22 protein-coding genes are annotated in these 22,753 nt (G+C 71.3%); 12 read left to right on the top strand and 10 right to left on the bottom strand.

What is annotated here, in order from left to right; genetic code table 11:
* Nucleotides 1-137: 137 nt before the first annotated feature.
* Nucleotides 138-1,559 (top strand): DNA repair protein RadA, encoded by a 1,422-nt coding sequence (radA, locus tag ACLJPL_RS29285; RefSeq protein ID WP_411083951.1) that lies wholly within the window; start codon nucleotides 138-140, stop codon nucleotides 1,557-1,559.
* A gap of 80 nt (nucleotides 1,560-1,639) precedes the next feature.
* Nucleotides 1,640-2,764, top strand: coding sequence for a DNA integrity scanning diadenylate cyclase DisA (gene disA, locus ACLJPL_RS29280; RefSeq protein WP_073874337.1), 1,125 nt, complete (start codon nucleotides 1,640-1,642; stop codon nucleotides 2,762-2,764).
* A 443-nt stretch (nucleotides 2,765-3,207) separates the two neighbouring features.
* Here the strand turns inward: disA and ACLJPL_RS29275 are convergent, their stop codons facing one another.
* Entirely contained in the window at nucleotides 3,208-4,008 is an 801-nt protein-coding gene (locus ACLJPL_RS29275; protein WP_411083950.1) for a hypothetical protein, read from the bottom strand.
* A gap of 260 nt (nucleotides 4,009-4,268) precedes the next feature.
* Between ACLJPL_RS29275 and ACLJPL_RS29270 the strand changes: the two genes are divergently transcribed.
* The 6 genes from ACLJPL_RS29270 to cseC all read left to right on the top strand — a co-directional run bounded on the left by ACLJPL_RS29270 (nucleotide 4,269) and on the right by cseC (nucleotide 9,140).
* Entirely contained in the window at nucleotides 4,269-5,201 is a 933-nt protein-coding gene (locus tag ACLJPL_RS29270; protein ID WP_411083949.1) for an A/G-specific adenine glycosylase, read from the top strand.
* Nucleotides 5,201-5,365, top strand: coding sequence for a hypothetical protein (locus ACLJPL_RS29265; protein ID WP_411083948.1), 165 nt, complete (start codon nucleotides 5,201-5,203; stop codon nucleotides 5,363-5,365). Before ACLJPL_RS29270 ends, ACLJPL_RS29265 begins: the two co-directional genes overlap by 1 nt.
* Nucleotides 5,366-5,428: 63 nt before the next feature.
* Nucleotides 5,429-6,100 (top strand): SigE family RNA polymerase sigma factor, encoded by a 672-nt coding sequence (locus tag ACLJPL_RS29260; protein WP_411083947.1) that lies wholly within the window; start codon nucleotides 5,429-5,431, stop codon nucleotides 6,098-6,100.
* Between the two features lie 113 nt (nucleotides 6,101-6,213).
* Nucleotides 6,214-6,954 (top strand): hypothetical protein, encoded by a 741-nt coding sequence (locus ACLJPL_RS29255; protein ID WP_411083946.1) that lies wholly within the window; start codon nucleotides 6,214-6,216, stop codon nucleotides 6,952-6,954.
* A 135-nt stretch (nucleotides 6,955-7,089) separates the two neighbouring features.
* A complete protein-coding gene (cseB, locus tag ACLJPL_RS29250) occupies nucleotides 7,090-7,803 on the top strand; it encodes a two-component system response regulator CseB (protein WP_411083945.1) in 714 nt (237 codons plus the stop codon).
* Nucleotides 7,800-9,140, top strand: a complete 1,341-nt coding sequence (gene cseC, locus ACLJPL_RS29245) for a two-component system sensor histidine kinase CseC (protein WP_411083944.1) — start codon at nucleotides 7,800-7,802, stop codon at nucleotides 9,138-9,140. Before cseB ends, cseC begins: the two co-directional genes overlap by 4 nt.
* A 270-nt stretch (nucleotides 9,141-9,410) precedes the next feature.
* Here cseC and ACLJPL_RS29240 read toward each other — a convergent pair whose 3' ends face one another.
* Nucleotides 9,411-10,124 carry a M23 family metallopeptidase gene (locus ACLJPL_RS29240; protein ID WP_411083943.1) on the bottom strand — a complete coding sequence of 238 codons (714 nt, stop codon included), beginning with the start codon at nucleotides 10,122-10,124 and terminating at the stop codon, nucleotides 9,411-9,413.
* A gap of 458 nt (nucleotides 10,125-10,582) precedes the next feature.
* On the opposite strand from ACLJPL_RS29240, the gene ACLJPL_RS29235 reads away from it, so the two are divergent.
* The 3 genes from ACLJPL_RS29235 (at nucleotide 10,583) to ACLJPL_RS29225 (ending at nucleotide 14,246) form a co-directional block, all read left to right on the top strand.
* Complete coding sequence (locus ACLJPL_RS29235; protein ID WP_411083942.1) at nucleotides 10,583-10,987, top strand: trypco2 family protein; 405 nt, start codon at nucleotides 10,583-10,585, stop codon at nucleotides 10,985-10,987.
* Nucleotides 10,984-13,314 carry an NACHT domain-containing protein gene (locus ACLJPL_RS29230; protein ID WP_411083941.1) on the top strand — a complete coding sequence of 777 codons (2,331 nt, stop codon included), beginning with the start codon at nucleotides 10,984-10,986 and terminating at the stop codon, nucleotides 13,312-13,314. The genes ACLJPL_RS29235 and ACLJPL_RS29230 overlap by 4 nt, the downstream gene beginning before the upstream one ends.
* Nucleotides 13,315-13,409: 95 nt before the next feature.
* On the top strand, nucleotides 13,410-14,246 hold the full coding sequence (locus ACLJPL_RS29225) for a hypothetical protein (RefSeq protein ID WP_411083940.1): 837 nt from the start codon (nucleotides 13,410-13,412) through the stop codon (nucleotides 14,244-14,246).
* 81 nt (nucleotides 14,247-14,327) lie between these two features.
* Here ACLJPL_RS29225 and ACLJPL_RS29220 read toward each other — a convergent pair whose 3' ends face one another.
* Nucleotides 14,328-16,856 (bottom strand): ATP-dependent Clp protease ATP-binding subunit, encoded by a 2,529-nt coding sequence (locus tag ACLJPL_RS29220; RefSeq protein ID WP_327218941.1) that lies wholly within the window; start codon nucleotides 16,854-16,856, stop codon nucleotides 14,328-14,330.
* Between the two features lie 450 nt (nucleotides 16,857-17,306).
* On the opposite strand from ACLJPL_RS29220, the gene ACLJPL_RS29215 reads away from it, so the two are divergent.
* Nucleotides 17,307-17,921, top strand: coding sequence for an SCO3374 family protein (locus ACLJPL_RS29215; protein WP_411083939.1), 615 nt, complete (start codon nucleotides 17,307-17,309; stop codon nucleotides 17,919-17,921).
* Here ACLJPL_RS29215 and ACLJPL_RS29210 read toward each other — a convergent pair.
* From ACLJPL_RS29210 to nadC, 7 genes are all read right to left on the bottom strand, one after another.
* The gene (locus ACLJPL_RS29210) at nucleotides 17,900-18,235 is read right to left on the bottom strand and encodes a histone-like nucleoid-structuring protein Lsr2 (RefSeq protein ID WP_097869371.1); all 336 of its coding nucleotides are present in this window, start codon (nucleotides 18,233-18,235) and stop codon (nucleotides 17,900-17,902) included. The two genes, ACLJPL_RS29215 and ACLJPL_RS29210, sit on opposite strands and share 22 nt — an antisense overlap.
* 239 nt (nucleotides 18,236-18,474) lie before the next feature.
* Entirely contained in the window at nucleotides 18,475-19,044 is a 570-nt protein-coding gene (locus tag ACLJPL_RS29205) for an amino-acid N-acetyltransferase (RefSeq protein WP_411083938.1), read from the bottom strand.
* A gap of 10 nt (nucleotides 19,045-19,054) precedes the next feature.
* Nucleotides 19,055-19,501, bottom strand: coding sequence for a BlaI/MecI/CopY family transcriptional regulator (locus ACLJPL_RS29200; RefSeq protein WP_411083937.1), 447 nt, complete (start codon nucleotides 19,499-19,501; stop codon nucleotides 19,055-19,057).
* 359 nt (nucleotides 19,502-19,860) lie between these two features.
* On the bottom strand, nucleotides 19,861-20,040 hold the full coding sequence (locus ACLJPL_RS29195; RefSeq protein WP_411083936.1) for a hypothetical protein: 180 nt from the start codon (nucleotides 20,038-20,040) through the stop codon (nucleotides 19,861-19,863).
* 93 nt (nucleotides 20,041-20,133) lie between these two features.
* Nucleotides 20,134-20,718 carry a hypothetical protein gene (locus ACLJPL_RS29190; protein WP_411083966.1) on the bottom strand — a complete coding sequence of 195 codons (585 nt, stop codon included), beginning with the start codon at nucleotides 20,716-20,718 and terminating at the stop codon, nucleotides 20,134-20,136.
* Between the two features lie 162 nt (nucleotides 20,719-20,880).
* Nucleotides 20,881-21,678, bottom strand: a complete 798-nt coding sequence (locus ACLJPL_RS29185; RefSeq protein ID WP_411083935.1) for a type III pantothenate kinase — start codon at nucleotides 21,676-21,678, stop codon at nucleotides 20,881-20,883.
* Entirely contained in the window at nucleotides 21,678-22,736 is a 1,059-nt protein-coding gene (gene nadC / locus ACLJPL_RS29180; RefSeq protein WP_411083934.1) for a carboxylating nicotinate-nucleotide diphosphorylase, read from the bottom strand. Before nadC ends, ACLJPL_RS29185 begins: the two co-directional genes overlap by 1 nt.
* Nucleotides 22,737-22,753 lie beyond the last annotated feature (17 nt).

Raw genomic sequence — 22,753 nt, 5'->3', positions numbered from 1 at the left:
TCCCCCTTCAGGTCGGCGCTCACTCCCCCCCTCAGGTCGGCGCTCACTCCCCCTCGGGTCAGCGCTCACTCCCCTCGGGACGGCCCTCACTCCCCCACGGGGCGGGCGGTGTCAGACCTCACCTATACGGTGACGCCATGGCTGCCCGTACGAAATCCGCGAAGGACCGGCCGTCCTACCGCTGCACCGAATGCGGCTGGACCACCGCCAAATGGCTCGGCCGTTGCCCCGAGTGCCAGGCGTGGGGGACGGTCGAGGAGTTCGGCGGCGCCCCCGCCGTGCGCACCACCGCGGCCGGCCGGGTCTCCACCGCCGCGCTCCCGATCGGCCAGGTCGACAGCCGTCAGGCCACCGCGCGCTCGACCGGCGTCAGCGAGCTCGACCGGGTGCTCGGCGGCGGGCTCGTGCCGGGGGCCGTCGTGCTGCTGGCGGGCGAGCCGGGCGTCGGCAAGTCGACGCTGCTGCTGGACGTGGCGGCCAAGGCGGCGAGCGAGGACCACCGCACGCTGTATGTGACCGCCGAGGAGTCCGCGAGCCAGGTCCGGATGCGGGCCGACCGCATCCGGGCGATCGACGACCACCTCTACCTCGCGGCGGAGACCGATCTGTCGGCGGTGCTCGGGCATCTGGACGCGGTGAAGCCGTCCCTGCTCGTGCTGGACTCGGTGCAGACGGTCGCCTCGCCCGAGATCGACGGCGCGCCCGGCGGGATGGCGCAGGTCCGGGAGGTCGCCGGTGCGCTGATCCGGGCGTCCAAGGAGCGCGGGATGGCCACGCTGCTGGTCGGCCACGTCACGAAGGACGGCGCGATCGCCGGGCCCCGGCTGCTGGAGCACCTGGTCGACGTGGTGCTCTCCTTCGAGGGCGACCGGCACGCCCGGCTGCGCCTGGTGCGCGGCGTCAAGAACCGTTACGGGGCGACCGACGAGGTCGGCTGCTTCGAGCTGCACGACGAGGGCATCACCGGGCTCGCGGACCCCTCGGGCCTCTTTCTGACCCGGCGCGACGTGGCGGTGCCGGGCACGTGTCTGACGGTGACGCTGGAGGGCAAGCGGCCGCTGGTCGCGGAGGTGCAGGCGCTCACCGTCGACTCCCAGATCCCCTCGCCCCGGCGCACCACCTCGGGCCTGGAGACCTCCCGGGTCTCGATGATGCTCGCGGTGCTGGAGCAGCGGGGCCGGATCAGCGCGCTGGGCAAGCGGGACATCTACAGCGCGACGGTCGGCGGCGTGAAGCTCACCGAGCCCGCCGCCGACCTCGCGATCGCCCTGGCGCTGGCCAGTGCCGCCAGCGACACCCCGCTCCCGAAGAACCTGGTCGCGATCGGCGAGGTGGGGCTCGCGGGCGAGGTCAGGAGGGTCACCGGGGTGCAGCGGAGACTGGCCGAAGCACACCGTCTGGGCTTCACCCACGCCCTGGTGCCGACCGACCCGGGGAGGGTTCCTTCGGGAATGAAGGTCACGGAAGTGGCCGACATGGGGGATGCTCTGCGGGTCCTCCCGCGCCGGTCTCGGCAGGAGGCGCCGCAGCCTCGTCAGGAAGACAGCGCACGCCGGTAGACTTTGCCCTGGTCTCGCCCGCCCGTGGACACGGCATGGGGGACGCAAGAGCACCGCAAACCTGTGACCGGAGGAGTGCAGTGGCAGCCAACGACCGGGCGACAGCGCCCGGAAAGTCCGGCCAAGGCACCGGTAACGAGGCGCTGATGCGCGCCTCGTTGAGCGCGGTCGCGCCCGGAATGGCCCTGCGGGACGGCCTGGAGCGCATTCTCCGGGGCAACACCGGCGGGCTGATCGTCCTGGGCATGGACAAGACCGTCGAATCGATGTGTACCGGCGGGTTCGTGCTGGACGTGGAGTTCACCGCGACCCGACTGCGCGAGCTGTGCAAGCTCGACGGGGCACTGATCCTCGACAAGGACATGACCAAGATCCTGCGGGCCGGCGTGCAGCTGGTCCCGGACGCCTCGATCCACACGGAGGAGACGGGGACCCGGCACCGTACGGCGGACCGGGTCTCCAAGGCGTGCGGCTTCCCCGTCGTGTCGGTCTCCCAGTCCATGCGCCTGATCGCGCTGTACGTGGACGGGGAGCGGCGGGTCCTGGAGGAGTCCTCCGCGATCCTGTCCCGGGCCAACCAGGCGCTCGCGACGCTGGAGCGGTACAAGCTGCGGCTGGACGAGGTGGCCGGGACGCTCTCCGCGCTGGAGATCGAGGACCTGGTCACCGTCCGGGACGTGACGGCGGTGGCGCAGCGGCTGGAGATGGTGCGGCGGATCGCGACGGAGATCGCGGAGTACGTGGTCGAGCTCGGCACGGACGGACGGCTCCTGTCGCTCCAGCTGGACGAGCTGATCGCGGGCGTGGAGCCGGAGCGGGAGCTGGTGGTCCGGGATTACGTCCCCGAGCCCACGGCGAAACGGTCGCGCACGGTGGCGGAGGCGCTGACGGAGCTGGACGCGCTGAGCCACACGGAGCTGCTGGAGCTGCCGGTGGTGGCGCGGGCGCTGGGGTACAGCGGCTCGCCCGAGACGCTGGACTCGGCGGTCTCGCCGCGGGGCTTCCGGCTGCTGGCGAAGGTGCCGAGGCTGCCGGGGGCGATCATCGAGCGGCTGGTGGAGCACTTCGGGGGGCTTCAGAAGCTGCTGGCGGCGAGTGTGGACGACCTCCAGACCGTGGACGGGGTCGGGGAGGCGCGGGCGCGGAGCGTGCGGGAGGGGCTTTCGCGGTTGGCGGAGTCTTCGATCCTGGAGCGGTACGTGTGATTCTGGGGGGTTGGGGGGGGTCGTCCTTGGTGGACGGCCCCTTTTGTGTGCCGTCCACCGGGGTGGGGGGTTCCGTCCTCAAACGCCGGACGGGCTGGGTGCGGTGGGGTTGGCCCCGCGAAGGTCCGGTCGCCCCCCCCGGCCTGGGGTTCCGTCCTCAAGCGCCGGACGGGCTGGGGTGCGGTGGGGTTGGCCCGCGTAGGCCCGGCCGGCCCCTCGGCCCAGGGGTCCGTCCTCAAACGCCGGACGGGCTGGGGTGCGGTGGGCCTGGCCCGCGTAGGCCCGGTCGGCCACCCGGCCCAGGGGTCCGTCCTCAAACGCCGGACGGGCTGGATCTGCGCCGTCAGGTGTGGCGTTGGGGCGTCGGTCACCGGGCCCGGGGTTCCGTCCTCAAACGCCGGACGGGCTGGGGGGTGGCGGCCGGGGGTGAGGTCGTGGGCGGGTTAGTCCTTCTTCAGGACGAAAGAGGCTTGGCGTACTGGGTTGTCGGGGGCCTTGGCTTCCAGCAGGTAGGTTCCCGGGCCTGCCTTGGTGGCCGGTGGGGTGGCGCAGTTCGGGGACGAGCGGGTGCGGTTCCAGTCCACCGTGTGCACGATCGTCGCGCCCGCCGGGACCTTCAGGAAGAGCGGGCCCGGGGCCGTGGGGCAGTCCTTCGAGGACCAGACCACGTCGTCGTCCTCGCCGCCCGCCTCGGTGACCGTGAGCACCACGTTCTTCGGCCCGAGGTCGGCCTTGCAGGCGGTCGACGAGGTGTTCTTGGCGACAAGTTCGAACTTCGGCTTGTCGTCGGGGGCGTAATTGACCTTCTTCGTCCGCAGCGTCAGCTCCACCGCGCCGGGCTTGCAGTCGGGGAGCGACGAGCCGGCCGGGACCTGCTGGCCCGCCGTGCCGCCGCCGCCCGAACCCGTGCCCGTGCCCTCCGAGCCCGCACCGGCCGTTCCCGTACCGCCTTCTGACGTACCGTCGGACGCCGAGCCGCCGGACGCGCCGTCCGAACCCCCGCCGGAGCCGCCGGTGTCACCGGAGTCGCCGTTGCTGCCGTCCGAGCCCTCGTCGCCCGACTCGTCGCGGCCGCCCGGCTGTTGGGTGATCGTCGGGCCGGAGCTGCCCGGGCCCGGGGTGATCGACTTCACCGGGTCGGACGCGCCCGGCTTGGCGTCGTCCTTGCTTCCGCCGCCGCCCGCCGAGGTGACCACCCAGGCGATCAACACCGCGAGCAGCGCAACCAGAAGTCCCGCTACCACCCTCCGTCGCCAGTAGATGCTGGAGGGAAGCGGACCGACCGGACTGCGCAGAGATCCCACGGGCCAAACTCTACGAGAGATCCGGGCCGACTCCGGCCCCACCCGCCGCTCCGGTCACAAGTTTTCCCGATCATCATCACGGGGACCCGGTCACAGGGGACAGAACGGGTGGCGTTCTCACCCCCCGGGGCCGCCGCGCGGGCCGACACCCCCGCACCCGTGACGCCGCTCCCGCCTTCCGTGCCAGGATCGTCAGTGCGATGACTGCCATGACTTCGACTTCACCTCAGACGCCCCAGGGGCCCCGGACGCCCTCCGCCGCCGCCTCCCTCCACACCCCCGTCATCGGGTGGTTCGAGCAGCACGCCCGCGATCTCCCCTGGCGCCGCCCCGAAGCGGGCGCCTGGGGGGTGATGGTCAGCGAGTTCATGCTCCAGCAGACCCCGGTGAGCCGGGTCCTCCCGGTGTACGAACAGTGGCTCGCCCGCTGGCCCCGCCCCGCCGACCTGGCCGCCGAGGCTCCCGGGGAAGCGGTCCGCGCCTGGGGCCGGCTCGGCTACCCGCGCCGCGCGCTGCGGCTGCACGGGGCCGCGCAGGCGATAACGGAACGGCACGGCGGCGACGTACCCAGCGAGCACGGCCAACTGCTGGCGCTGCCCGGGATCGGCGAGTACACGGCGGCGGCCGTGGCCTCGTTCGCGTACGGGCAACGGCACGCGGTGCTCGATACGAACGTCCGCCGGGTGTTCGCCCGCGCCGCGAACGGCATCCAGTACCCGCCGAACGCCACCACCGCCGCCGAGCGCAAGCTCGCCCGGGCCCTGCTGCCGGACGAGGACGAGCGCGCGGCGCGCTGGGCCGCGGCCACGATGGAGCTGGGCGCGCTCGTGTGCACCGCGCGCAACGAGAGCTGTGAGCGCTGCCCGATCGCCTCGCAGTGCGCGTGGCGGCTGGCCGGGAAGCCCGCGCACGAGGGGCCGCCGCGCAAGGGCCAGACGTACGCGGGGACCGACCGGCAGGTGCGGGGGCGGCTGCTCGCGGTGTTGCGCGACGCGCTCAGTCCCGTACCGCAGGCCGCTCTGGACGCGGTGTGGGAGGAGCCGGTGCAGCGGGCCCGGGCGCTGGACGGGCTGGTGGCGGACGGGCTGGTCGAACCGCTGGCGGACGGCCGGTACCGGCTGCCGCTGACCTGATGCGGTCGGTCGCCGCCGACCTGGACCCGGCGGTCGCCGCAGAGCTGGACCCGGCGGTTGCCGCCGATCTGGACCCGGCGGTTGCCGCAGAGCTGAACCGGCGCTGTTACACAACCGATGGGCAGCCGTGCGTCGGCGTACGGCTGCTCCGCACAACCTCGTGACAACGCCTCCGTAGCGTCTCCGACAGCAGTACACGGGGATTCACGGGGACGGAGGCGGTTGTCATGGCGCAGGGCGAGGTGCTCGCGTTCGAGGACTACGTACGCACACGGCAGGAGGCACTGCTGCGCAGCGCACGACGGCTGGTCCCGGACCCCGTGGACGCGCAGGACCTGCTCCAGACCGCCCTGGTGCGGACGTACGGCCGCTGGGACGGCATCGCCGACAAGTCCCTCGCCGACGCCTATCTGCGCCGCGTCATGATCAACACCCGTACGGAGTGGTGGCGGGCGCGCAAGCTCGACGAGGTGCCCACCGAGCAGCTGCCCGACGCGAGCGTGGACGACGGCAGCGAGCAGCGCGCGGACCGTGCGCTGCTGATGGACATCCTCGGGATCCTGGCTCCGAAGCAGCGCAGCGTCGTCGTGCTGCGACACTGGGAGCAGATGAGCACGGAGGAGACGGCCGCGGCGCTCGGCATGTCGGCCGGTACGGTCAAGAGCACGCTGCACCGGGCGCTGGCGCGTCTGCGGCAGGAGCTGGAGAGCCGCGAGCTGACGAGCCGCGAGGCGGTCGCCCGGGAGACCGGGGGCGGCAGTCGGCGGGAGGGCGGGGTCACCGGCCGGGTGCCGGCCCAGCGGGCGAAGGTCACCTCCGTCACGGCGGCGCGGTCGCACACACCGGCGCGGCACGACGGGCGTCACGACGAGCGGGGGCGGGAGCGGTGCGCGGCCTGACAGCCAACAGCGACGGCAGCGGGAGCAAGAGCGGCAACGGCGGCAGCGGGGCGGGTTCCGACGACGGGGGCGCTTCCGGGAGACCCCGCCGGAACGACAGGTTCCGGGCAGGCATGGCGGCGAGTGGTACGGCCCTGGCCGGACTCGCCGCCTTCGGGCTGTTCTGCGTCGGCTGCTCCAGCGGCGGCACAGGCACCCGCGACGAAGGCCCGGCGGGCAGTCAGCCGGTCGCCCAGGTCTCCCCCCGGCCCACCCCCTCCGGCACGACGCCCACCACCAAGCGCGTCAACGCCGTAACACTCCTCAAGCGCGATCCCACCGTGAGCGAGCGCGTCAGGGACGGCCTGGAGCCCTGCGCCGGCAAGTCCTACCCGGTCGACACCTCCTACGGCTCGATGACCGACGGTCCGTCCGCCGATGTCGTGGTCAACGTGATGAGCTGCGCCGATTCGGTGGGGATCGGGACGTACGTCTACCGCGCGCGCGAGGACGGTTCGTACGAGAACGTCTTCATGGCGGAGGTCCCGGCCGTCTACGGCACCATCGACCGGGGCGACCTCGTGGTGACGACCCAGGTCTACGGGTCGGATGATCCGCTCGCCTACCCGTCCGGCTCCGAGGTGGTCACCTACCGTTGGGCCAACGAGCGCTTCACCGAGCACGACCGGGTGCACAACGACTTCAGCCGTGCCGTCGACGGCACGGACGGCGAGCTGCACGAACCTTCGGAGCCGCCGGAGCAGGCGGAGCCGCCGGACACGGCAGAACCGGCGGAACCGGCGGAACCATCAGCTCCGGCGGAACCGGACAGGACGGTCGGACCGGATGAGCCGGCGGAGCCGAGCGGTCGGTGAACCGGCGCTGGACCGGCGCCGCCCGGCGCTGGACCGCTGCTGAACCGGCCGCTGAAGACGCGCCGGTCTGACCTGATCCACCGAGCGGGACCTGAGTGGGACCTGAAGCGGGAACTGAAAGCGAGAAGCAGTCGCATGGCCGAGACCCACGTCCTCTTCGTCGAGGACGACGATGTCATCCGTGAGGCCACCCAGCTCGCCCTGGAGCGGGTCGGCTTCACGGTCACCGCGATGCCGGACGGGCTCTTGGGACTGGAGGCGTTCCGGGCCGACCGGCCGGACATCGCCCTGCTCGACGTGATGGTGCCGGGGCTCGACGGGGTGAGCCTGTGCCGCCGCATCCGTGACGAGTCGACCGTGCCCGTGATCATGCTCTCCGCGCGGGCCGACTCGATCGACGTGGTCCTCGGCCTGGAGGCGGGGGCCGACGACTACGTCACCAAGCCCTTCGACGGCGCGGTCCTGGTCGCCCGGATCCGCGCCGTACTGCGCCGCTTCGGCCACGCGGCCGGACCGGAGGGCACGGGCCAGGGCGGTACGGACGGGGAGGGCGGGGAGCTCGGCGGGGTGCTGGCCTTCGGCGACCTGGAGGTCGACACGGACGGCATGGAGGTGCGGCGCGGCGGGGAGCAGGTGGCGCTGACGCCCACGGAGATGCGGCTGCTGCTGGAATTCTCCTCCGCGCCCGGCACCGTGCTCTCCCGCGACAAGCTGCTGGAGCGGGTCTGGGACTACGGCTGGGGCGGCGACACCCGGGTCGTGGACGTCCACGTCCAGCGGCTGCGCACCAAGATCGGCCAGGACCGGATCGAGACGGTCCGCGGCTTCGGCTACAAGCTGCGGGCGTGATGCGACTGGCCCTGCGGACCGGTGTCCGCTGGAAGATCAGCATCGCCATCGCGGCGGTCGGCGCGCTCATCGCGGTCGCGCTGAGCCTCGTGGTGCACAACGCGGCCCGGGTCTCGATGATCGAGAACGCCCGTGAGGTGCAGCTGGAGCGGCTGCTCGGCGCGCAGCGGTTCTACGAGGCGACGAACATGCAGAAGGGCGGGCCCAAGTTCGGCGCGAAGCTCAACGATCCGGCGATCCCGGCGAGCCTGCGCGAGGAGGTCCGCAAGAACCGGCGGGCCACGCATGTGACGCAGAGCGACGACGGGGTGCCCGACGTGTGGGCGGCCGTCCCCCTGGCCAACGGGGACGTGCTCTCGCTGCACACCCGGTTCGCGGACCGCTCCGCCACGATCATGGACGACCTGGACCGGGCCCTGATCATCGGCTCGGTCTCCGTCGTCTTCGGCGGCTGCGCGCTCGGCGTCCTCATCGGCGGCCAGCTCTCGCGCCGGCTGCGCCAGGCGGCGGCAGCGGCGGGCCGGGTCGCCGAGGGCCACACCGACGTACGGGTACGGGAGGCGGTCGGCGGGGTCGTCCGCGACGAGACGGACGAGCTGGCGCGGGCGGTCGACGCGCTGACCGACGCCCTGAACGGGCGGATCGAGGCGGAGCGCCGGGTCACCGCCGACATCGCCCACGAGCTGCGCACCCCGGTCACCGGGCTGCTCACGGCGGCCGAGCTGCTGCCGCCGGGCCGCCCGACCGAGCTCGTACGGGACCGGGCCCAGGCCATGCGGACGCTGGTGGAGGACGTGCTGGAGGTGGCCCGCCTGGACAGCGCGTCGGAGCGGGCCGAGCTCCAGGAGCTGCCGCTCGGGGAGTTCGTCAGCCGGCGGATCGCGTCGCTGGACCCGGACGTGAGCGTGCGGGTGGTGCACGAGTCCTGGGTCTCCACGGACCCGCGCCGCCTGGAGCGCATCCTCGGCAACCTCCTCGGCAACGCCGCCAAGCACGGCTCCACCCCGGTGGAGGTCACGGTGGAGGGCCGGGTGGTACGGGTCCGGGACCACGGTCCGGGTTTCCCGGAGGAGCTGCTGCGGGACGGGCCGAGCCGGTTCCGTACGGGCTCCATGGACCGGGCCGGACACGGGCACGGGCTTGGCCTGACGATCGCGTCGGGCCAGGCGAGGGTGCTGGGGGCCCGGCTGACCTTCCGCAACGCGGCGCCCTCGGGTGCGGCGGAGGGCACGGGCGGCGCGATCGCGGTGCTGTGGCTGCCGGAACACGCGCCCACGGCTACGGGGAGCTTTCCCCTGCTGCGGATGGAGGACGGGGAGCGGCAGTCGCAGGGGTGAGCGGTGGCCGCCCGGAGGGGGGTGGGCGGTGGCCGCCCCCGGGAGGGGGGTGAGCGGCAGCCGCAGGGGTGAGGTTCCCTGGATCCGCCGGGTACAACGGCGACGGCGACCCCGAGGAGTGAGCCGTGAGGCTGTCCTCGACGTCGCCGTCGATCGGGTGACCCGGGCGCACGCCCCGGGTACCGGGGTGTAACGGGTCCACTGACTCTTTTCGGTTGTGCTGCGCGCCCGCCGGAGTCCCGGCGGAGTCGCGCGGTTACGCCGGCCGGATCAGATGGAGACGTGCACCGAGCGGAGGAACGCGGCCGGGTTCAGCGCCGAGCCGTAGTTCGGGGAGGTGCGGATCTCGAAGTGCAGGTGCGGGCCGCTGGAGTTTCCGGTGTTGCCGGACAGGGCGATCTTCTGGCCCGTCTTGACCTGCTGGCCGATCTTCACGTTGATCTTCGACAGGTGCGCGTACTGCGAGTACTTGCCGTTGGCGTGCTTGATCACGACGGCGTTGCCGTACGCGGGGCCGTCGCCGCCGCCGTTCGGGCCGGCCTTCACGATGGTGCCGGTGTGGGCGGCGTTGACCGGGGTGCCGACCGGCACGGCGAAGTCCTGGCCGGAGTGCTTGGCGGCCCAGCGGGCGCCGCCGGTGCCGTAGCCGGCGGACAGCGTGTACTTCTTGACCGGGGCCTTCCAGGAGGCGGCGTTCTTCTTGGCCGCCTTCTTCTTGTCCTCGGCCTTCTTCTTCGCGTCGGACGCCTTCTGCGCCGCCGTCTTCTTCGCCGCGTCGGCGGCCTTGCTCTGCGCGGTCGCCTGCTGGGCGACCGACTGGGCGGTGGTGCCCGCGGCGAGGGGAGCGGCGGCGTCGGCGTTGCCGGCCGCGAACGCCGAGCCTGCACCCAGCACCACGGACGCACCCAGGCCGGCGGCCAGGACGGCGCCACGGACGCGGGAGGCGGACGGGCGAATGGTGTGCTGGTTCGTTGCGCGCTTCATACGGTGAAGTCCTCCGAAGGTGAGTGGACCCGGCGTGCTGTCCGGGCTTGCTCCACCTTGGTAACCCGCACCCCCGCCGGTGCTCAAACCCCCCATCTACGAAGAAAAGCCGTAGAGGGCGCCCAGGGAATTCGTTGCGGTTGGTCCCTTTTCAACCACCCGGGGAGTCTTCGGAATCCTTCGCCCGCAGGAGGTTTAGCCCCAGTTCTGTGCGCACTTTTCCGGACATGACGCCATGAACCGGCCATATCGGTCGAAACTTCGGAAGTGCCTGCCGAGGGCGGGTCGAAGGTCCCTCCGCCGATCACCGCGCCATCTCCTAGCACGGCTAGTAGACCTGTTTCGGCCTGTGCGCCTTGTCACCGCCGGTGGGGCCTAAGTCCTTCCGATTCGGGACCTTCGGCCCGCTACATCACTACGCTGACGGGAAAGCGGCACCGCACCCCCGGGGGACCACCATGACGGCCGAGAACACCCATGACCTGGACGGCATCGAGCTCGCCGATGCCGTCGAATCCATCCGCAACCAGCTGATCGAGGCGGCGGGCCGGGCCACGGACCGGCCCCTGTCCTTCGAGGTCGGTGACATCCAGATGGAGTTCACCCTCGAACTGCGCAAGGAGGCCAAGGCGGGCGGCAAGGTGAGGGCCTGGGTGGTCGAGGCGGGCGCGGACGCCTCCCGGGCGACGGGCCGTACGCACAAGGTCGCCTTCACGCTGAGCCCGCGGAACGCGGTGACCGGCCAGGCGTGGGAGATCGGGACGCAGGACGACGGGTCCACGGCGGGGTTCGGCGACGGAGCCGGGCCGGGCGGGGACACGGCGGGGTTCGGTGAGGGGGCGGGGGCGGGAGTCCGCCCGTGAGCACCACAGTCCCCTACCACCCCGCCGACCGTACGGTGGTCGTCTCCGGCGCCCTCCAGGGCAGCGGCGTCCTGCTCACCGACCGGCTGGTCCTGACCTGCGCCCATGTGGTCAAGGCCAGGCCCGTCGCCATCGGCCACCCCGCCCGCCGGGACCGTGTAGGGGCCCACGTCGTCTGGATCGACTACGGGCTGGACGTGGCGCTCGTGCAGTCCACCGTGCCGGTGCGGCCGGTCTCCCCGGTGCGGCTCGGCGTGCTGGACACCCGCGAGGCGATCCCCGACTGCGAGATCACCGGCTTCCCGCAGGTCCAGCGCTACGGCCGTGACAAGCGGCTGGAGGCAGACCAGTACACGGCGACGGTCCTGCCCATGGCGGGCCGGGTGCGCGACGTGCTCGTCTGCGAACTGGACGGCCCGCCCGCCGCCCGCCCGGACGATGAGCCCCCGGCGCTGTCCGGGCTCTCCGGCGGCCCGCTCTTCGTCGGGGACGTGCTCCTGGGCATCGCCCGGCAGATCCCGCGGCAGCGCGAGGGCCGCCGGGTCGAGTGCGTACCGCTCGGCCCGGCCCTCGCCACGGAGTACTTCCGCTACGTCTTCCAGCGGACCGGGGTCGAACTGCGCGAGGAACGCGTCCACGGCAGCTTCCCGAGAGACCTGCGGTACGAGGCGGAGTACGCGCAGGCGCTGGGTGCCAAGTACCGCCGTACGAAGATCTTCGGCCTGGACGAGCTGAGCCGGCACGACTCCGAGTGGGACCTCGACACGGCCTACCTCAGCCTGGAGGCCCAGGCCCAGGCCCAGGGCCGAGGGGAAGCTCAGGGCCCTCCCCTCCCCCAACGCATCGACACCCTCCTCACCGGCCGCCCCCGGGTCCTGCTGCGCGGCGAGGCGGGCGCGGGCAAGACGACCCTCCTGTGGTGGCTGGCCGCCCACGCCTCGGCCCGCACCCTGGACGACGACCTGGCCCCGCTGAACGGCCTGGTCCCCTTCGTCGTACCCCTGCGCACCCTGCACGCCCGCGGCGGTACGTTCCCGAGCCCGGCGGAGCTGTGGGGCGCGGCCGGCCTGGCGATCGACGCGGCCCCGAAGGGGTGGGCGGGGCGGGTCCTGGAGTCCGGGCGGGCCCTGCTGCTGGTGGACGGGCTGGACGAGGTGCCGCCGGAGGACCGCGAACAGGCGCACGACTGGCTGTCGCAGCTCCTGGCCCGCTACCCGGAGACCCGGTGCGTGGCGACCGTACGACCGTTGGCCGTCGAACCGGACTGGCTGCGCTCGGAGGACTTCGCGGAGTTACGTCTGCTGCCGATGCGGAACGAAGATATCCAGGAGTTCGTGGCCTCCTGGCACCGGGCGGCGCGGCTCTCCGAGGAGGACGCCGAGCGCCTGGACGAACTGGAACGCGACCTCTCCCGCCAGTTCGAGCAGAACTCCACGCTCCGTGACCTGGCCCGTACACCGCTGCTCTGCGCGGTGATCTGCGCCCTGCACCGCCGCCGCGACGGCTTCCTCCCGGAGACCCGGTGGAGCCTGTACCGCTCGGCGCTGGAGATGCTCCTCGGCCACCGAGACCGGCGCCGCCGGATCGGTGACCCCGAGGGCATCGAGCCGACCATCGAGGAACACACCCAGCTCCTCCAGCGGATCGCGGTCTGGCTGGTGCGCGAGGGCCAGTCGGAGTTCACCCGGGAGCAGGCGCTGCGCCGGCTCGGCCGGGCACTGGCGGGGATGGAGCGGGTGAGCGCGCAGGGCACGCCCGAGAAGATCCTCACGCACCTGCTGAACCGCAGCGGCCTGCTCCAGGAACACGCCGACGACACCTACCAGTTCATCCACCGCACCTTCCAGGACTACCTGGCCGCCAAGGAGTTCATCGAGGACGACCACCTCAACGAACTGCTGCGGCACTCGACGGAGGAGACCTGGCAGGACGTGATCCTGCTGGCGGCGGGCCATTGCGGACGACGTGAACTCGCCCTGCTCGTCAGCGGGTTGCTGGACGTGGGCCTGCTGCACGAGGCCGGTACGGCGGAGCGCACCGCCGCCCATGTCCTGGCCGCCCTGTGCGCCCAGCACGCGACCTGGCTGGACGAGGCGGTGCGGAGAGCGGTACGGGAGAGCACGGCAGCGCTCTTCCCGCCGCGCGACGGCGGCCAGGTGGCCTCCCTGGCCCGGCTGGGACCGGCGGCGCTGGCGTTCCTGCCCGATCCCCGGCAGGTGTCCGACGAGGACCCGTGCCAACAGCACGTGGGCGAACTGATCGTGGCCATCGGGGGAGCCCCGCCGTACCCCATGCCCATGACTGGATCCTGGGCCGCCCGGGTCTGAGCCATTGCTTTGCGAGCGCGTGGGAACGCTTTCCGCCCGAGGAGTACGCCGCCCAGGTACTGGCCCACTGCGCACTCCGGACGACGATTCTGGGCGTGGCCGACCGGAAGCGGCTGAGGGCACTGCGGCACCTCCCGTCCGTGGAGGCCCTGTCACTGGGCTCGGACCTGCCCGAGGCGGAGCTCGGTGCGGCGCTGGAGGGCATCCAGGTCGAAATGCTTCTCCTCATCCAGAACACCCTGCTCACCGGGGTCTCGTGGCTGAGCGCGGTCGCCGACTCCCTGTCGCTGCTGTCCGTCGAACAGTGCCCGGGGGTCCGGGACCTGACGCCGCTCACCGGTCTCGGCAAGCTGCGGATCCTGCTCCTGGACGCGGAGGGAATGCCCCTCGCAGACCTGGCGCCGCTGGCGAACCTGCCCAGCCTGACCGACCTCAGCCTGAGGCGTCTCTCGGTGGACCGGCTGAGTGAGATCCCGGCCCACCCGGGGGTCAGCGTCCTGCGAGTGACGAACTTCCGTCCGCTCACGCTGGACGGGCTCGGCGCCTGGAAGTCGCTCAGGGCGCTCCGGGTCACCGAACTCGCCGCGTTCGACGACGCCCTCGTCAAGCTGCGGGAGCATTCCCGGATCACCGATCTCCAGCTGACCGCCTTCCCCTGGGGGAGCCGGCCGGACCACGCGGTGTCCGTCCCCACCATCGAGAAGCTGTCCGTACCGGCCCCTCCCCCCGGCGAGAACGTGGCGAGGCTGCGGACGGTCTTCCCCTGGGTCACCCGGCTCACCCTGGACGCTTCGGGCAGGCGGACGCTGAATCTCACGCCGCTGCGTTCCTGGCCCGGTCTGTCGTGGGTGGAGGTCGTCGGGGCGAAGGAGACCCGCCTCATCGGGGCGGAAGGACTGGGCGACCGGCTCGACGTCTCCCCCTTCGCGTGAGGACGCGGAAAGAGGGGCTGCCCCGGACCCGGCCGTGAAGCCGATTCCGGGGCAGCCCCTCCTGCGTGCCCTGTACGGGCCTTACGCGTCCTTCGTCAGGTTCGGGCCGGCGCCGCCTGCCGCCTGCTCGATCGGGGGGACGTCGGGCAGAGCCGACTTCTCCTCGCCGCGGAACGAGAACTTCTTCTCGTCGCCCTCGCCCTCGACGCCGACGACCACGATGTGACCGGGGCGCAGCTCACCGAAGAGGATCTTCTCGGAGAGGATGTCCTCGATCTCGCGCTGGATCGTCCGGCGCAGCGGCCGGGCGCCCATCACGGGGTCGTAGCCCTTCTTCGCCAGGAGCGACTTGGCCTCGGAGCTGAGCTCGATGCCCATGTCCCGGTCCTTGAGCCGCTCGTCCACCTTGGCGAGCATGAGGTCGACGATCTGGATGATGTCTTCCTCGGTCAGCTGGTGGAAGACGACCGTGTCGTCGACACGGTTGAGGAATTCCGGCCGGAAGTGCTGCTTGAGCTCTTCGTTGACCTTGGTCTTCATCCGCTCGTAGTTCGTCTTGACGTCGCCCTGGGCGGCGAAGCCCAGGTTGAAGCCCTTGGAGATGTCCCGGGTCCCGAGGTTGGTCGTCATGATGATGACCGTGTTCTTGAAGTCCACGACCCGACCCTGGGAGTCGGTCAGGCGACCGTCCTCCAGAATCTGGAGCAGGGAATTGAAGATATCGGGGTGGGCCTTCTCGACCTCGTCGAAGAGGACGACGGAGAACGGCTTGCGGCGCACCTTCTCGGTGAGCTGGCCGCCCTCTTCGTAGCCCACGTAACCGGGGGGCGAACCGAAGAGGCGGGAAACCGTGTGCTTCTCGCTGAACTCCGACATGTCGAGGGAGATCAGCGCGTCCTCGTCGCCGAAGAGGAATTCGGCGAGCGTCTTGGAGAGCTCGGTCTTACCGACGCCGGACGGGCCGGCGAAGATGAACGAGCCACCGGGGCGCTTGGGGTCCTTCAGGCCGGCTCGCGTACGGCGGATCGCCTGCGAAAGGGCCTTGATGGCGTCCTTCTGCCCGATGACGCGCTTGTGGAGCTCGTCCTCCATGCGCAGCAGACGGGAGGACTCCTCCTCCGTCAGCTTGAAGACCGGGATACCGGTCGCCGTGGCGAGGACCTCGGCGATGAGCTCGCCGTCGACCTCGGCGACGACGTCCATGTCGCCGGCCTTCCACTCCTTCTCGCGCTTGGCCTTCGCCGCCAGCAGCTGCTTCTCCTTGTCGCGGAGGGAGGCTGCCTTCTCGAAGTCCTGGGAGTCGATGGCCGACTCCTTGTCGCGACGCACGCCCGCGATCTTCTCGTCGAACTCGCGGAGGTCCGGCGGCGCGGTCATCCGGCGGATGCGCATCCTCGATCCGGCCTCGTCGATCAGGTCGATCGCCTTGTCCGGGAGGAAGCGGTCCGAGATGTACCGGTCGGCCAGGGTCGCGGCCTGGACGAGGGCCTCGTCCGTGATGGAGACCCGGTGGTGGGCCTCGTAACGGTCGCGCAGGCCCTTCAGGATCTCGATGGTGTGCGGCAGCGACGGCTCCGCGACCTGGATGGGCTGGAAGCGGCGCTCGAGAGCGGCGTCCTTCTCCAGGTGCTTGCGGTACTCGTCGAGCGTGGTGGCGCCGATGGTCTGGAGCTCACCGCGCGCCAGCATGGGCTTCAGGATCGAAGCCGCGTCGATGGCGCCCTCGGCCGCGCCCGCTCCGACGAGCGTGTGGAGCTCGTCGATGAACAGGATGATGTCGCCGCGGGTGCGGATCTCCTTGAGGACCTTCTTGAGGCGCTCCTCGAAGTCACCCCGGTATCGCGAACCGGCGACCAGGGCGCCGAGGTCCAGGGTGTAGAGGTGCTTGTCCTTGAGGGTCTCGGGCACCTCGCCCTTGACGATCGCCTGGGCCAGGCCCTCGACGACCGCCGTCTTGCCGACGCCGGGCTCGCCGATGAGGACCGGGTTGTTCTTGGTCCGGCGGGACAGCACCTGCATGACCCGCTCGATCTCCTTCTCGCGCCCGATGACCGGGTCGAGCTTGGACTCGCGAGCGGCCTGCGTGAGATTGCGGCCGAACTGGTCGAGCACCAGGGAGGTGGAGGGCGTGCCCTCCGCGGGGCCGCCCGCGGCCGCCGTCTCCTTGCCGCCCGAATATCCGGAAAGCAGCTGGATGACCTGCTGCCGGACCCGGTTCAGGTCGGCGCCCAGCTTCACGAGGACCTGGGCGGCGACGCCCTCGCCCTCGCGGATCAGGCCGAGCAGGATGTGCTCGGTGCCGATGTAGTTGTGGCCCAGCTGAAGGGCCTCGCGGAGCGACAGCTCCAGGACCTTCTTGGCTCGCGGGGTGAAGGGGATGTGCCCGGAAGGAGCCTGCTGCCCCTGCCCGATGATCTCCTCCACCTGCTGGCGGACCGCCTCGAGCGAAATCCCGAGGCTCTCCAGGGCCTTAGCGGCGACACCCTCACCCTCGTGGATCAGGCCCAGGAGGATGTGCTCGGTGCCGATGTAGTTGTGGTTGAGCATCCGGGCTTCTTCCTGAGCCAGGACGACAACCCGCCGCGCGCGGTCGGTGAACCTCTCGAACATCGTTAATCGCTCCTCAGAGCGGTCGGTCAGTGAGGGGTCGGTCCCCTCCCAGTCCTTCCGCATGCTAGTCCCGCAGGACGGGACAGCTCATTCCAACTGCCGACATCCGTCCGGATCACCCCGCACCGGGCGGGGATTCTTACTGCCGAACAGCTGACAACTGCTCCAACCCGATGGTGCGAGACGATGTTCCCGCAGGCCAGGCAGATACCCCTTTCGCCAGTACGCCGATGGCGAACGTGAGACGCCTCGGCCAGCGTGTCGCCCCTTCCCACTAGGAAAGTCTTACCCGCAATCACTGACAGTCCATGCGGCGCGCCCCGGTTCCCTCCGCTACGGGCGAACAACCTTGCGCGGGTGAATGCCTCTGCGCGCCCCGGAAATCCGGACACACCGTGACAGGTTGGGGACGCTGCGTAACTTCGGTGTCGGTTCAGCGGTTCATCGGACATGGCCTTCATCGTCCCGCCGCCCCGATCGTCGTCCGACGCCGCTCCGGGCCCATCCGCCGCCGGCGCCCATGGGGACGCCGTCGCCCGGTGGTACGAGCGGGAGCTCGGCTGGCCCACCGAGGGTCGCGCTCCGGTGCGGCTGCTCACCGGGGTCCGCTTCGACGTGCTGGAACTTCCCGCGGCGGCCGGTCATGCCCTGCTGCGCCGCCCGCTGCGCACCGGACCGGTGCTGCTGGCCGGTGCGCGGATGGGGCTGCTGGTCGCCCCGGGCTGCGCCGACGAGCTGCCGGGGCTGCTCGACTGGCTGGAGTGGGGCCCGCTCGCCCTCGGCCTGACCGCAGTGGGGGCCGGGGGCCGGATCGCGGCTCCGTCGCACCCGGGAGGTGCGGGCTCGCCGGGGGCCGCTGTGTGGCTGCGGCCCCCCGAGCCGAGGCTCGCGCCCACATCGGCGCTTCCCGCGCTCGCGGGCTTCGGGAGCAGCGGCGGGGGTGCCCCCGACCTCGTACGACTGGTGGACGCCGCGGCGACGGAATGCCATCGGGTCCGGTTGTCGCGCGCCCGTGCGGGGTTGCTGTTCGGCAGTCCGGCAGATCAGCCGTTGGCCTTCTCGTAAGCCTCACGGATCTCGGCGGGAACGCGGCCGCGGTCATTCACGTTGTGCCCGTTCTCCCGCGCCCACCGGCGGATTTCCGCGGTGTCCTTGTTGCCGCCGGTCACGGCGCGGCCCTTGCCGCGACCCGTCGCCGCACGGCCACCGGTACGGCGGCCGCCCTTGGTGTAGGGCTCAAGAAGACCGCGAAGCTTGTCCGCATTGGCCGTGGTGAGGTCGATCTCGTATGTCTTGCCGTCAAGGGCGAACGTCACGGTCTCGTCCGCCTCGACACCGTCGAGGTCATCGACAAGAAGGACCTGAACCTTCTGTGCCACGGGATTTCCTTTCATCGAAAATGGAGTACGCGGAAAGGAAACCGCTTTTCCCGGGAAAACACAAACCCCCGGGAGAGGTTCAGGAGCTCGAGAACACGGGAAACGTGCGCGATTCGGACATAGGGATGCAGGTCCTTCTACAGTCCAAGGCACAGCCCAAGGCGCAACCCAAGGCACAGTCCCCGGCGCATCCAAGGACCGGTCACGGGTGCGGACGGCAGAGGCAGTCACCGGCGTAGTCACAGGTGCAGAAGCATCCGGCTGTTGCCCAAGGTGTTCGGCTTCACCCGTTCGAGACCGAGGAACTCGGCGACGCCCTCGTCGTAGGAACGCAGCAGCTCGCTGTAGACATCTGTGTCGACCGGCGTCTCTCCGATCTCGACGAACCCGTGCTTCGCGAAGAAGTCCACTTCGAAGGTGAGGCAGAAAACCCTGCGCACACCGAGCCGGCGCGCGGTCCGCAAGAGCTTCTCCAGTACGTGATGCCCCACTCCGGCGCCCTTGATGCGGGGATCGACGGCGAGGGTCCGGACTTCCGCGAGGTCTTCCCACATCACATGGAGAGCGCCGCAGCCGATGATCCGGGCGTCCTCGTCGCGTTCCGCGACCCAGAACTCCTGGATGTCCTCGTAAAGAGTGACGGTCGCTTTGTCGAGCAGGATGCCTCCGGAGACGTACCCGTCGAGGAGTCGGCGTACGGACGCCACATCGCTCGTCCTGGCCCGTCGAACGGTGAAGGCGGGCTTATTTACCGACGGGTCGGTATGGAGTTCGGTTTCCGGATCCGTTTGCGGTTGCTCAGAGGACATGCCCCCGACGCTATCGCCCGCTCTCCGGCTCCGCCCCATCGGCCGGGGCGGCGTCTTCGGCAGCGGCTTCGGCGGCTTCGGCGGCCGGTCCCGCGGGGGTGGGGGAAACCATGCGAACGGCATCCTGGAGCGCTTCGCGCTGCTCGGGGGACATCATGCCGAAGAACGCGACAAGGGCGGCGGCGGGGTTGTCACTGCGCGACCAGGCTTCGTTCATCAGTGCGGCCGAGTAGGCGGCCCTGGTGGAGACGGCCGTATATCGATACGCGCGGCCGTCGACTTCCCTGCGAACCCAGCCCTTCTGATGGAGATTGTCCATTACCGTCATCACCGTCGTGTAGGCGATGGACCGTTCCTGCTGGAGGTCCTCAAGGACTTCCCGCACGGTCACCGGACGGTTCCATTGCCAGACGCGTGTCATCACGGCGTCTTCCAGCTCTCCCAATTGGCGGGGCACGGGATCACTTTAGTGCTAGATGTCCTGAATGGCTGGTTATTTACACAGCAAAAGAGCGCACAGCTCTCGTGAGCCGTGCGCTCCCAGGGGCACGCGAGGTTACGCGGGGGCCGGTGAGCCGCAGAGCCGCTTACGCCGCCGGCGTTCACCGGTGCGCGTGCGTTCGCCGGTGTGTATTCAGCGAAGCGCGTTCGTCAGCGGTGCGCGTTCGTCACCGAAGCGCGTTCGTCACCGAAGCGTGTTCGTCAGCCGTGCGCGTTCGTCACCGAAGGGCGTGCGTAGCCGTGCGCGTTCGTTCACCGGTGCGCGTTCACCGGCCGGATTTCTCCGGCCGGCATTCCGTCGCCAGGCGTTCGCCGTCAGGCATTCTCCGGACGAGCGGTCTGCTTCACCGATTCCGCGCGGGCGATCGCCGCGTCCACGGCGTCGTCCTCCTTGGTCTTGTTCGGACCGCCCTGGCTCTTCACGATCGTCACGATCAGACCGATGAAGAAAGCGGCCATCACCACGGGGGGCACGAGCGCGGATACATAGTCCATGCCGTCCAGAGTAGCGAGCCCGCGACGGCGGGACGCGGCGACCTCCCGATGGAAGGCCGCCGCGTCCGTGGTGTGCCGGTGGGGAGGGCGGGGTCAGCCCGCCGCGCGCTCCTCCTCCGAGGGGGGCGGCGTGGGGCGGCGGGGCGGGAAGACCTCGGAGGGCTTGGGCGCCGGGCGCTGTCCGGGGGCCGGCGGGCGGCCGGGGGCGGCCGGGGCCTTGGGGCGCTCCGGTTCCCGGTCGGCGGCCCGGCCGCCGGGGAGGGCGAGCAGGCGGCTGCGGGGCCCGGGGGCCGTGAGGGCGGCGGAGCGGCCGGCGAGCCGGGCCCGTACGGAGCGCTCCGCGAGGATCTGGCAGCGCTCCAGGAGGGCCGCGGCGAGGGGTTTCCCGCGCAGCGCGCGCAGGGCCGCCAGATCGTCCGGGCGGGGGTCGTAACCGGCCGCCAGGGCGTCCTGGAGGAGCTCCAGGTAGCCGCTGACGGAGCCGGGGAGGGCGGCGCGGTAGCGGGCCAGGTCGGCGAGGAGGAACGCTCGCAGCCGGCCCGCCTCCCCGACCGCCTCGTCCACGGAGCCCGCGAGCCGCAGGCAGTCCTGGACGTCCTCGTCGGACAGGGGCATGGGGTGGAGGGCGATGGCGAGGGCACGTCGGAGCACCCGCAGCTCGTCCGCGCTGAACGCCATGCCGCCTCGTGAACCGTAGGGCGTGGGCATAACGCGACAATACGTGCTAAATGGACAAAATCCGTTTAACTGGCCGTCGATGGCGCGGCGTCCACGGACGCCGGCCGAAGCCCCGCCGGACGCCGTTCCCGCAGGTACGCCGCACCCGGTCGGACACCGTGCCTACGAGCGGGACACGTTCCGCTCGTACACCAGGCGCAGCCCGATGAGCGTCAGCCACGGCTCGTGCTCGTCGATGACGGAGGACTCCCCCAACACCATCGGAGCAAGGCCGCCGGTCGCGATGACCGTGACGTCGTCCGGGTCGGCGGTCAGCTCCTTCTTCATCCGGGCCACCACCCCGTCGACCTGGCCCGCGAAGCCGTAGACGATGCCGGACTGCATGGCCTCGACGGTGTTCTTGCCGATCACGCTGCGCGGCCGGGCCAGCTCGATCTTGCGGAGCTGGGCGCCCTTGACGCCGAGCGCCTCGACGGAGATCTCGATGCCGGGGGCGATGACCCCGCCCGCGTACTCCCCGCGCGCCGAGACCGCGTCGAAGGTCGTGGCGGTGCCGAAGTCGACGACGATCGCCGGGCCCCCGTACAGCTCGACGGCGGCGACCGCGTTGATGATGCGGTCCGCGCCGACCTCCTTGGGGTTGTCCATCAGGATCGGCACGCCGGTCTTGACACCGGGCTCCACGAGGACGGCGGGGACGTCGCCGTAATAGCGGCGGGTGACCTCGCGCAGCTCGTGCAGGACCGAGGGGACGGTCGCGCAGATCGCGATGCCCTCGATGCCGTCGCCCAGCTCCATGCCGAGCAGCGGGTGCATGCCCATCAGCCCCTGGAGCAGGACGGCGAGCTCGTCGGCGGTGCGGCGGGCGTCGGTGGAGATCCGCCAGTGCTCGACGATCTCCTCGCCGTCGAAGAGGCCGAGGACCGTGTGCGTGTTGCCGACGTCGATGGTGAGCAGCATCAGGCGTCGGCCCCGTCACTGGTGGTGGACGCCTCGCGGAAGTCCAGGCCGATGTCGAGGATCGGGGAGGAGTGGGTGAGCGCCCCGACCGCCAGGTAGTCGACGCCCGCGTCCGCGTAGGCGCGGGCCGAGTCGAGGGTGAGGCGGCCGGAGGACTCCAGGATCGCGCGGCCGGCGACCAGGGCGACCGCCTCGGCCGTCTCGCCCGGGGTGAAGTTGTCCAGCAGGATCAGGTCGACGCCCGCGTCCAGCACCTCGCGGACCTGCTCCAGCGTGTCGACCTCGACCTCGATGGGCAGGTCGGGGAACTCGGCGCGGACGCGCAGGAACGCCTCCGCGACCCCGCCCGCCGCGACCACGTGGTTGTCCTTGACCAGCGCCGCGTCGGAGAGCGACATGCGGTGGTTGACGCCGCCGCCGCAGCGCACCGCGTACTTCTCCAGCGCGCGCAGCCCCGCCGTCGTCTTGCGGGTGTCGCGGACCTGGGCCCTGGAGCCCTCCAGTACGTCCGCCCAGGCGCGGGTGGCGGTCGCGATGCCGGAGAGGCGGCACAGCAGGTTCAGCGCGCTGCGCTCGCCGGTCAGCAGGTCCCGGGTGCGGGTGGTGACCGTCAGCAGCTTCTGGCCGGGGGCGACCCGCTCGCCGTCCTCGACGTGCCGCTCGACCTCGAACTCGTCGGTGCAGACGATCGACAGGACCGCCTCCGCGACCCGCAGCCCGGCCACGACCCCCGCCTCGCGGGCGGTGAAGTCACCGGTGATCACGGCGTCCTCGGGGACGGTCGCCACGGTCGTGACGTCCACCCCGCCGTCGAGGTCCTCCTCGATCGCCACATGGGCGACGTCCTCGACCTGTACGGGGTCGAGACCCGCCTCCGCCAGCAGCAGCGCGAGCGCGGGGTCGAGGCCGCACTCCAGGGCCTCGGGGTCGAAGCCGTCACCGCAGCCGCAGCCGTCGCCGCAGCCGCCGTCCGAGGGCGCGGACGGTGCGGGCGCGCCCACCCGGATCAGCGGTACGTCCACGGGTGTGGGGCGCGGATTCTCTTCGGGCGTGGACACGGTTGCGGCTCCTCGGG

Source organism: Streptomyces sp. cmx-18-6, assembly GCF_046548915.1.
GTDB lineage: Bacteria > Actinomycetota > Actinomycetes > Streptomycetales > Streptomycetaceae > Streptomyces.
The sequence above is the reverse complement of the archived record's forward strand: the minus strand, read 5'-3'. Positions and strand labels throughout refer to the sequence as shown.

Bases quoted from the DNA above. Each gene is read 5' to 3' on its own strand.
- radA (WP_411083951.1), top strand. From the start codon at position 138: ATGGCTGCCCGTACGAAATCCGCGAAGGACCGGCCGTCCTACCGCTGC.
- ACLJPL_RS29270 (WP_411083949.1), top strand. From the start codon at position 4,269: ATGACTGCCATGACTTCGACTTCACCTCAGACGCCCCAGGGGCCCCGG.
- ACLJPL_RS29265 (WP_411083948.1), top strand. From the start codon at position 5,201: ATGCGGTCGGTCGCCGCCGACCTGGACCCGGCGGTCGCCGCAGAGCTG.
- ACLJPL_RS29260 (WP_411083947.1), top strand. From the start codon at position 5,429: ATGGCGCAGGGCGAGGTGCTCGCGTTCGAGGACTACGTACGCACACGG.
- ACLJPL_RS29255 (WP_411083946.1), top strand. From the start codon at position 6,214: ATGGCGGCGAGTGGTACGGCCCTGGCCGGACTCGCCGCCTTCGGGCTG.
- cseB (WP_411083945.1), top strand. From the start codon at position 7,090: ATGGCCGAGACCCACGTCCTCTTCGTCGAGGACGACGATGTCATCCGT.
- ACLJPL_RS29240 (WP_411083943.1), bottom strand. From the start codon at position 10,124: ATGAAGCGCGCAACGAACCAGCACACCATTCGCCCGTCCGCCTCCCGC.
- ACLJPL_RS29235 (WP_411083942.1), top strand. From the start codon at position 10,583: ATGACGGCCGAGAACACCCATGACCTGGACGGCATCGAGCTCGCCGAT.
- ACLJPL_RS29220 (WP_327218941.1), bottom strand. From the start codon at position 16,856: ATGTTCGAGAGGTTCACCGACCGCGCGCGGCGGGTTGTCGTCCTGGCT.
- ACLJPL_RS29215 (WP_411083939.1), top strand. From the start codon at position 17,307: ATGGCCTTCATCGTCCCGCCGCCCCGATCGTCGTCCGACGCCGCTCCG.
- ACLJPL_RS29205 (WP_411083938.1), bottom strand. From the start codon at position 19,044: ATGTCCTCTGAGCAACCGCAAACGGATCCGGAAACCGAACTCCATACC.
- ACLJPL_RS29195 (WP_411083936.1), bottom strand. From the start codon at position 20,040: ATGGACTATGTATCCGCGCTCGTGCCCCCCGTGGTGATGGCCGCTTTC.
- ACLJPL_RS29190 (WP_411083966.1), bottom strand. From the start codon at position 20,718: ATGGCGTTCAGCGCGGACGAGCTGCGGGTGCTCCGACGTGCCCTCGCC.
- ACLJPL_RS29185 (WP_411083935.1), bottom strand. From the start codon at position 21,678: ATGCTGCTCACCATCGACGTCGGCAACACGCACACGGTCCTCGGCCTC.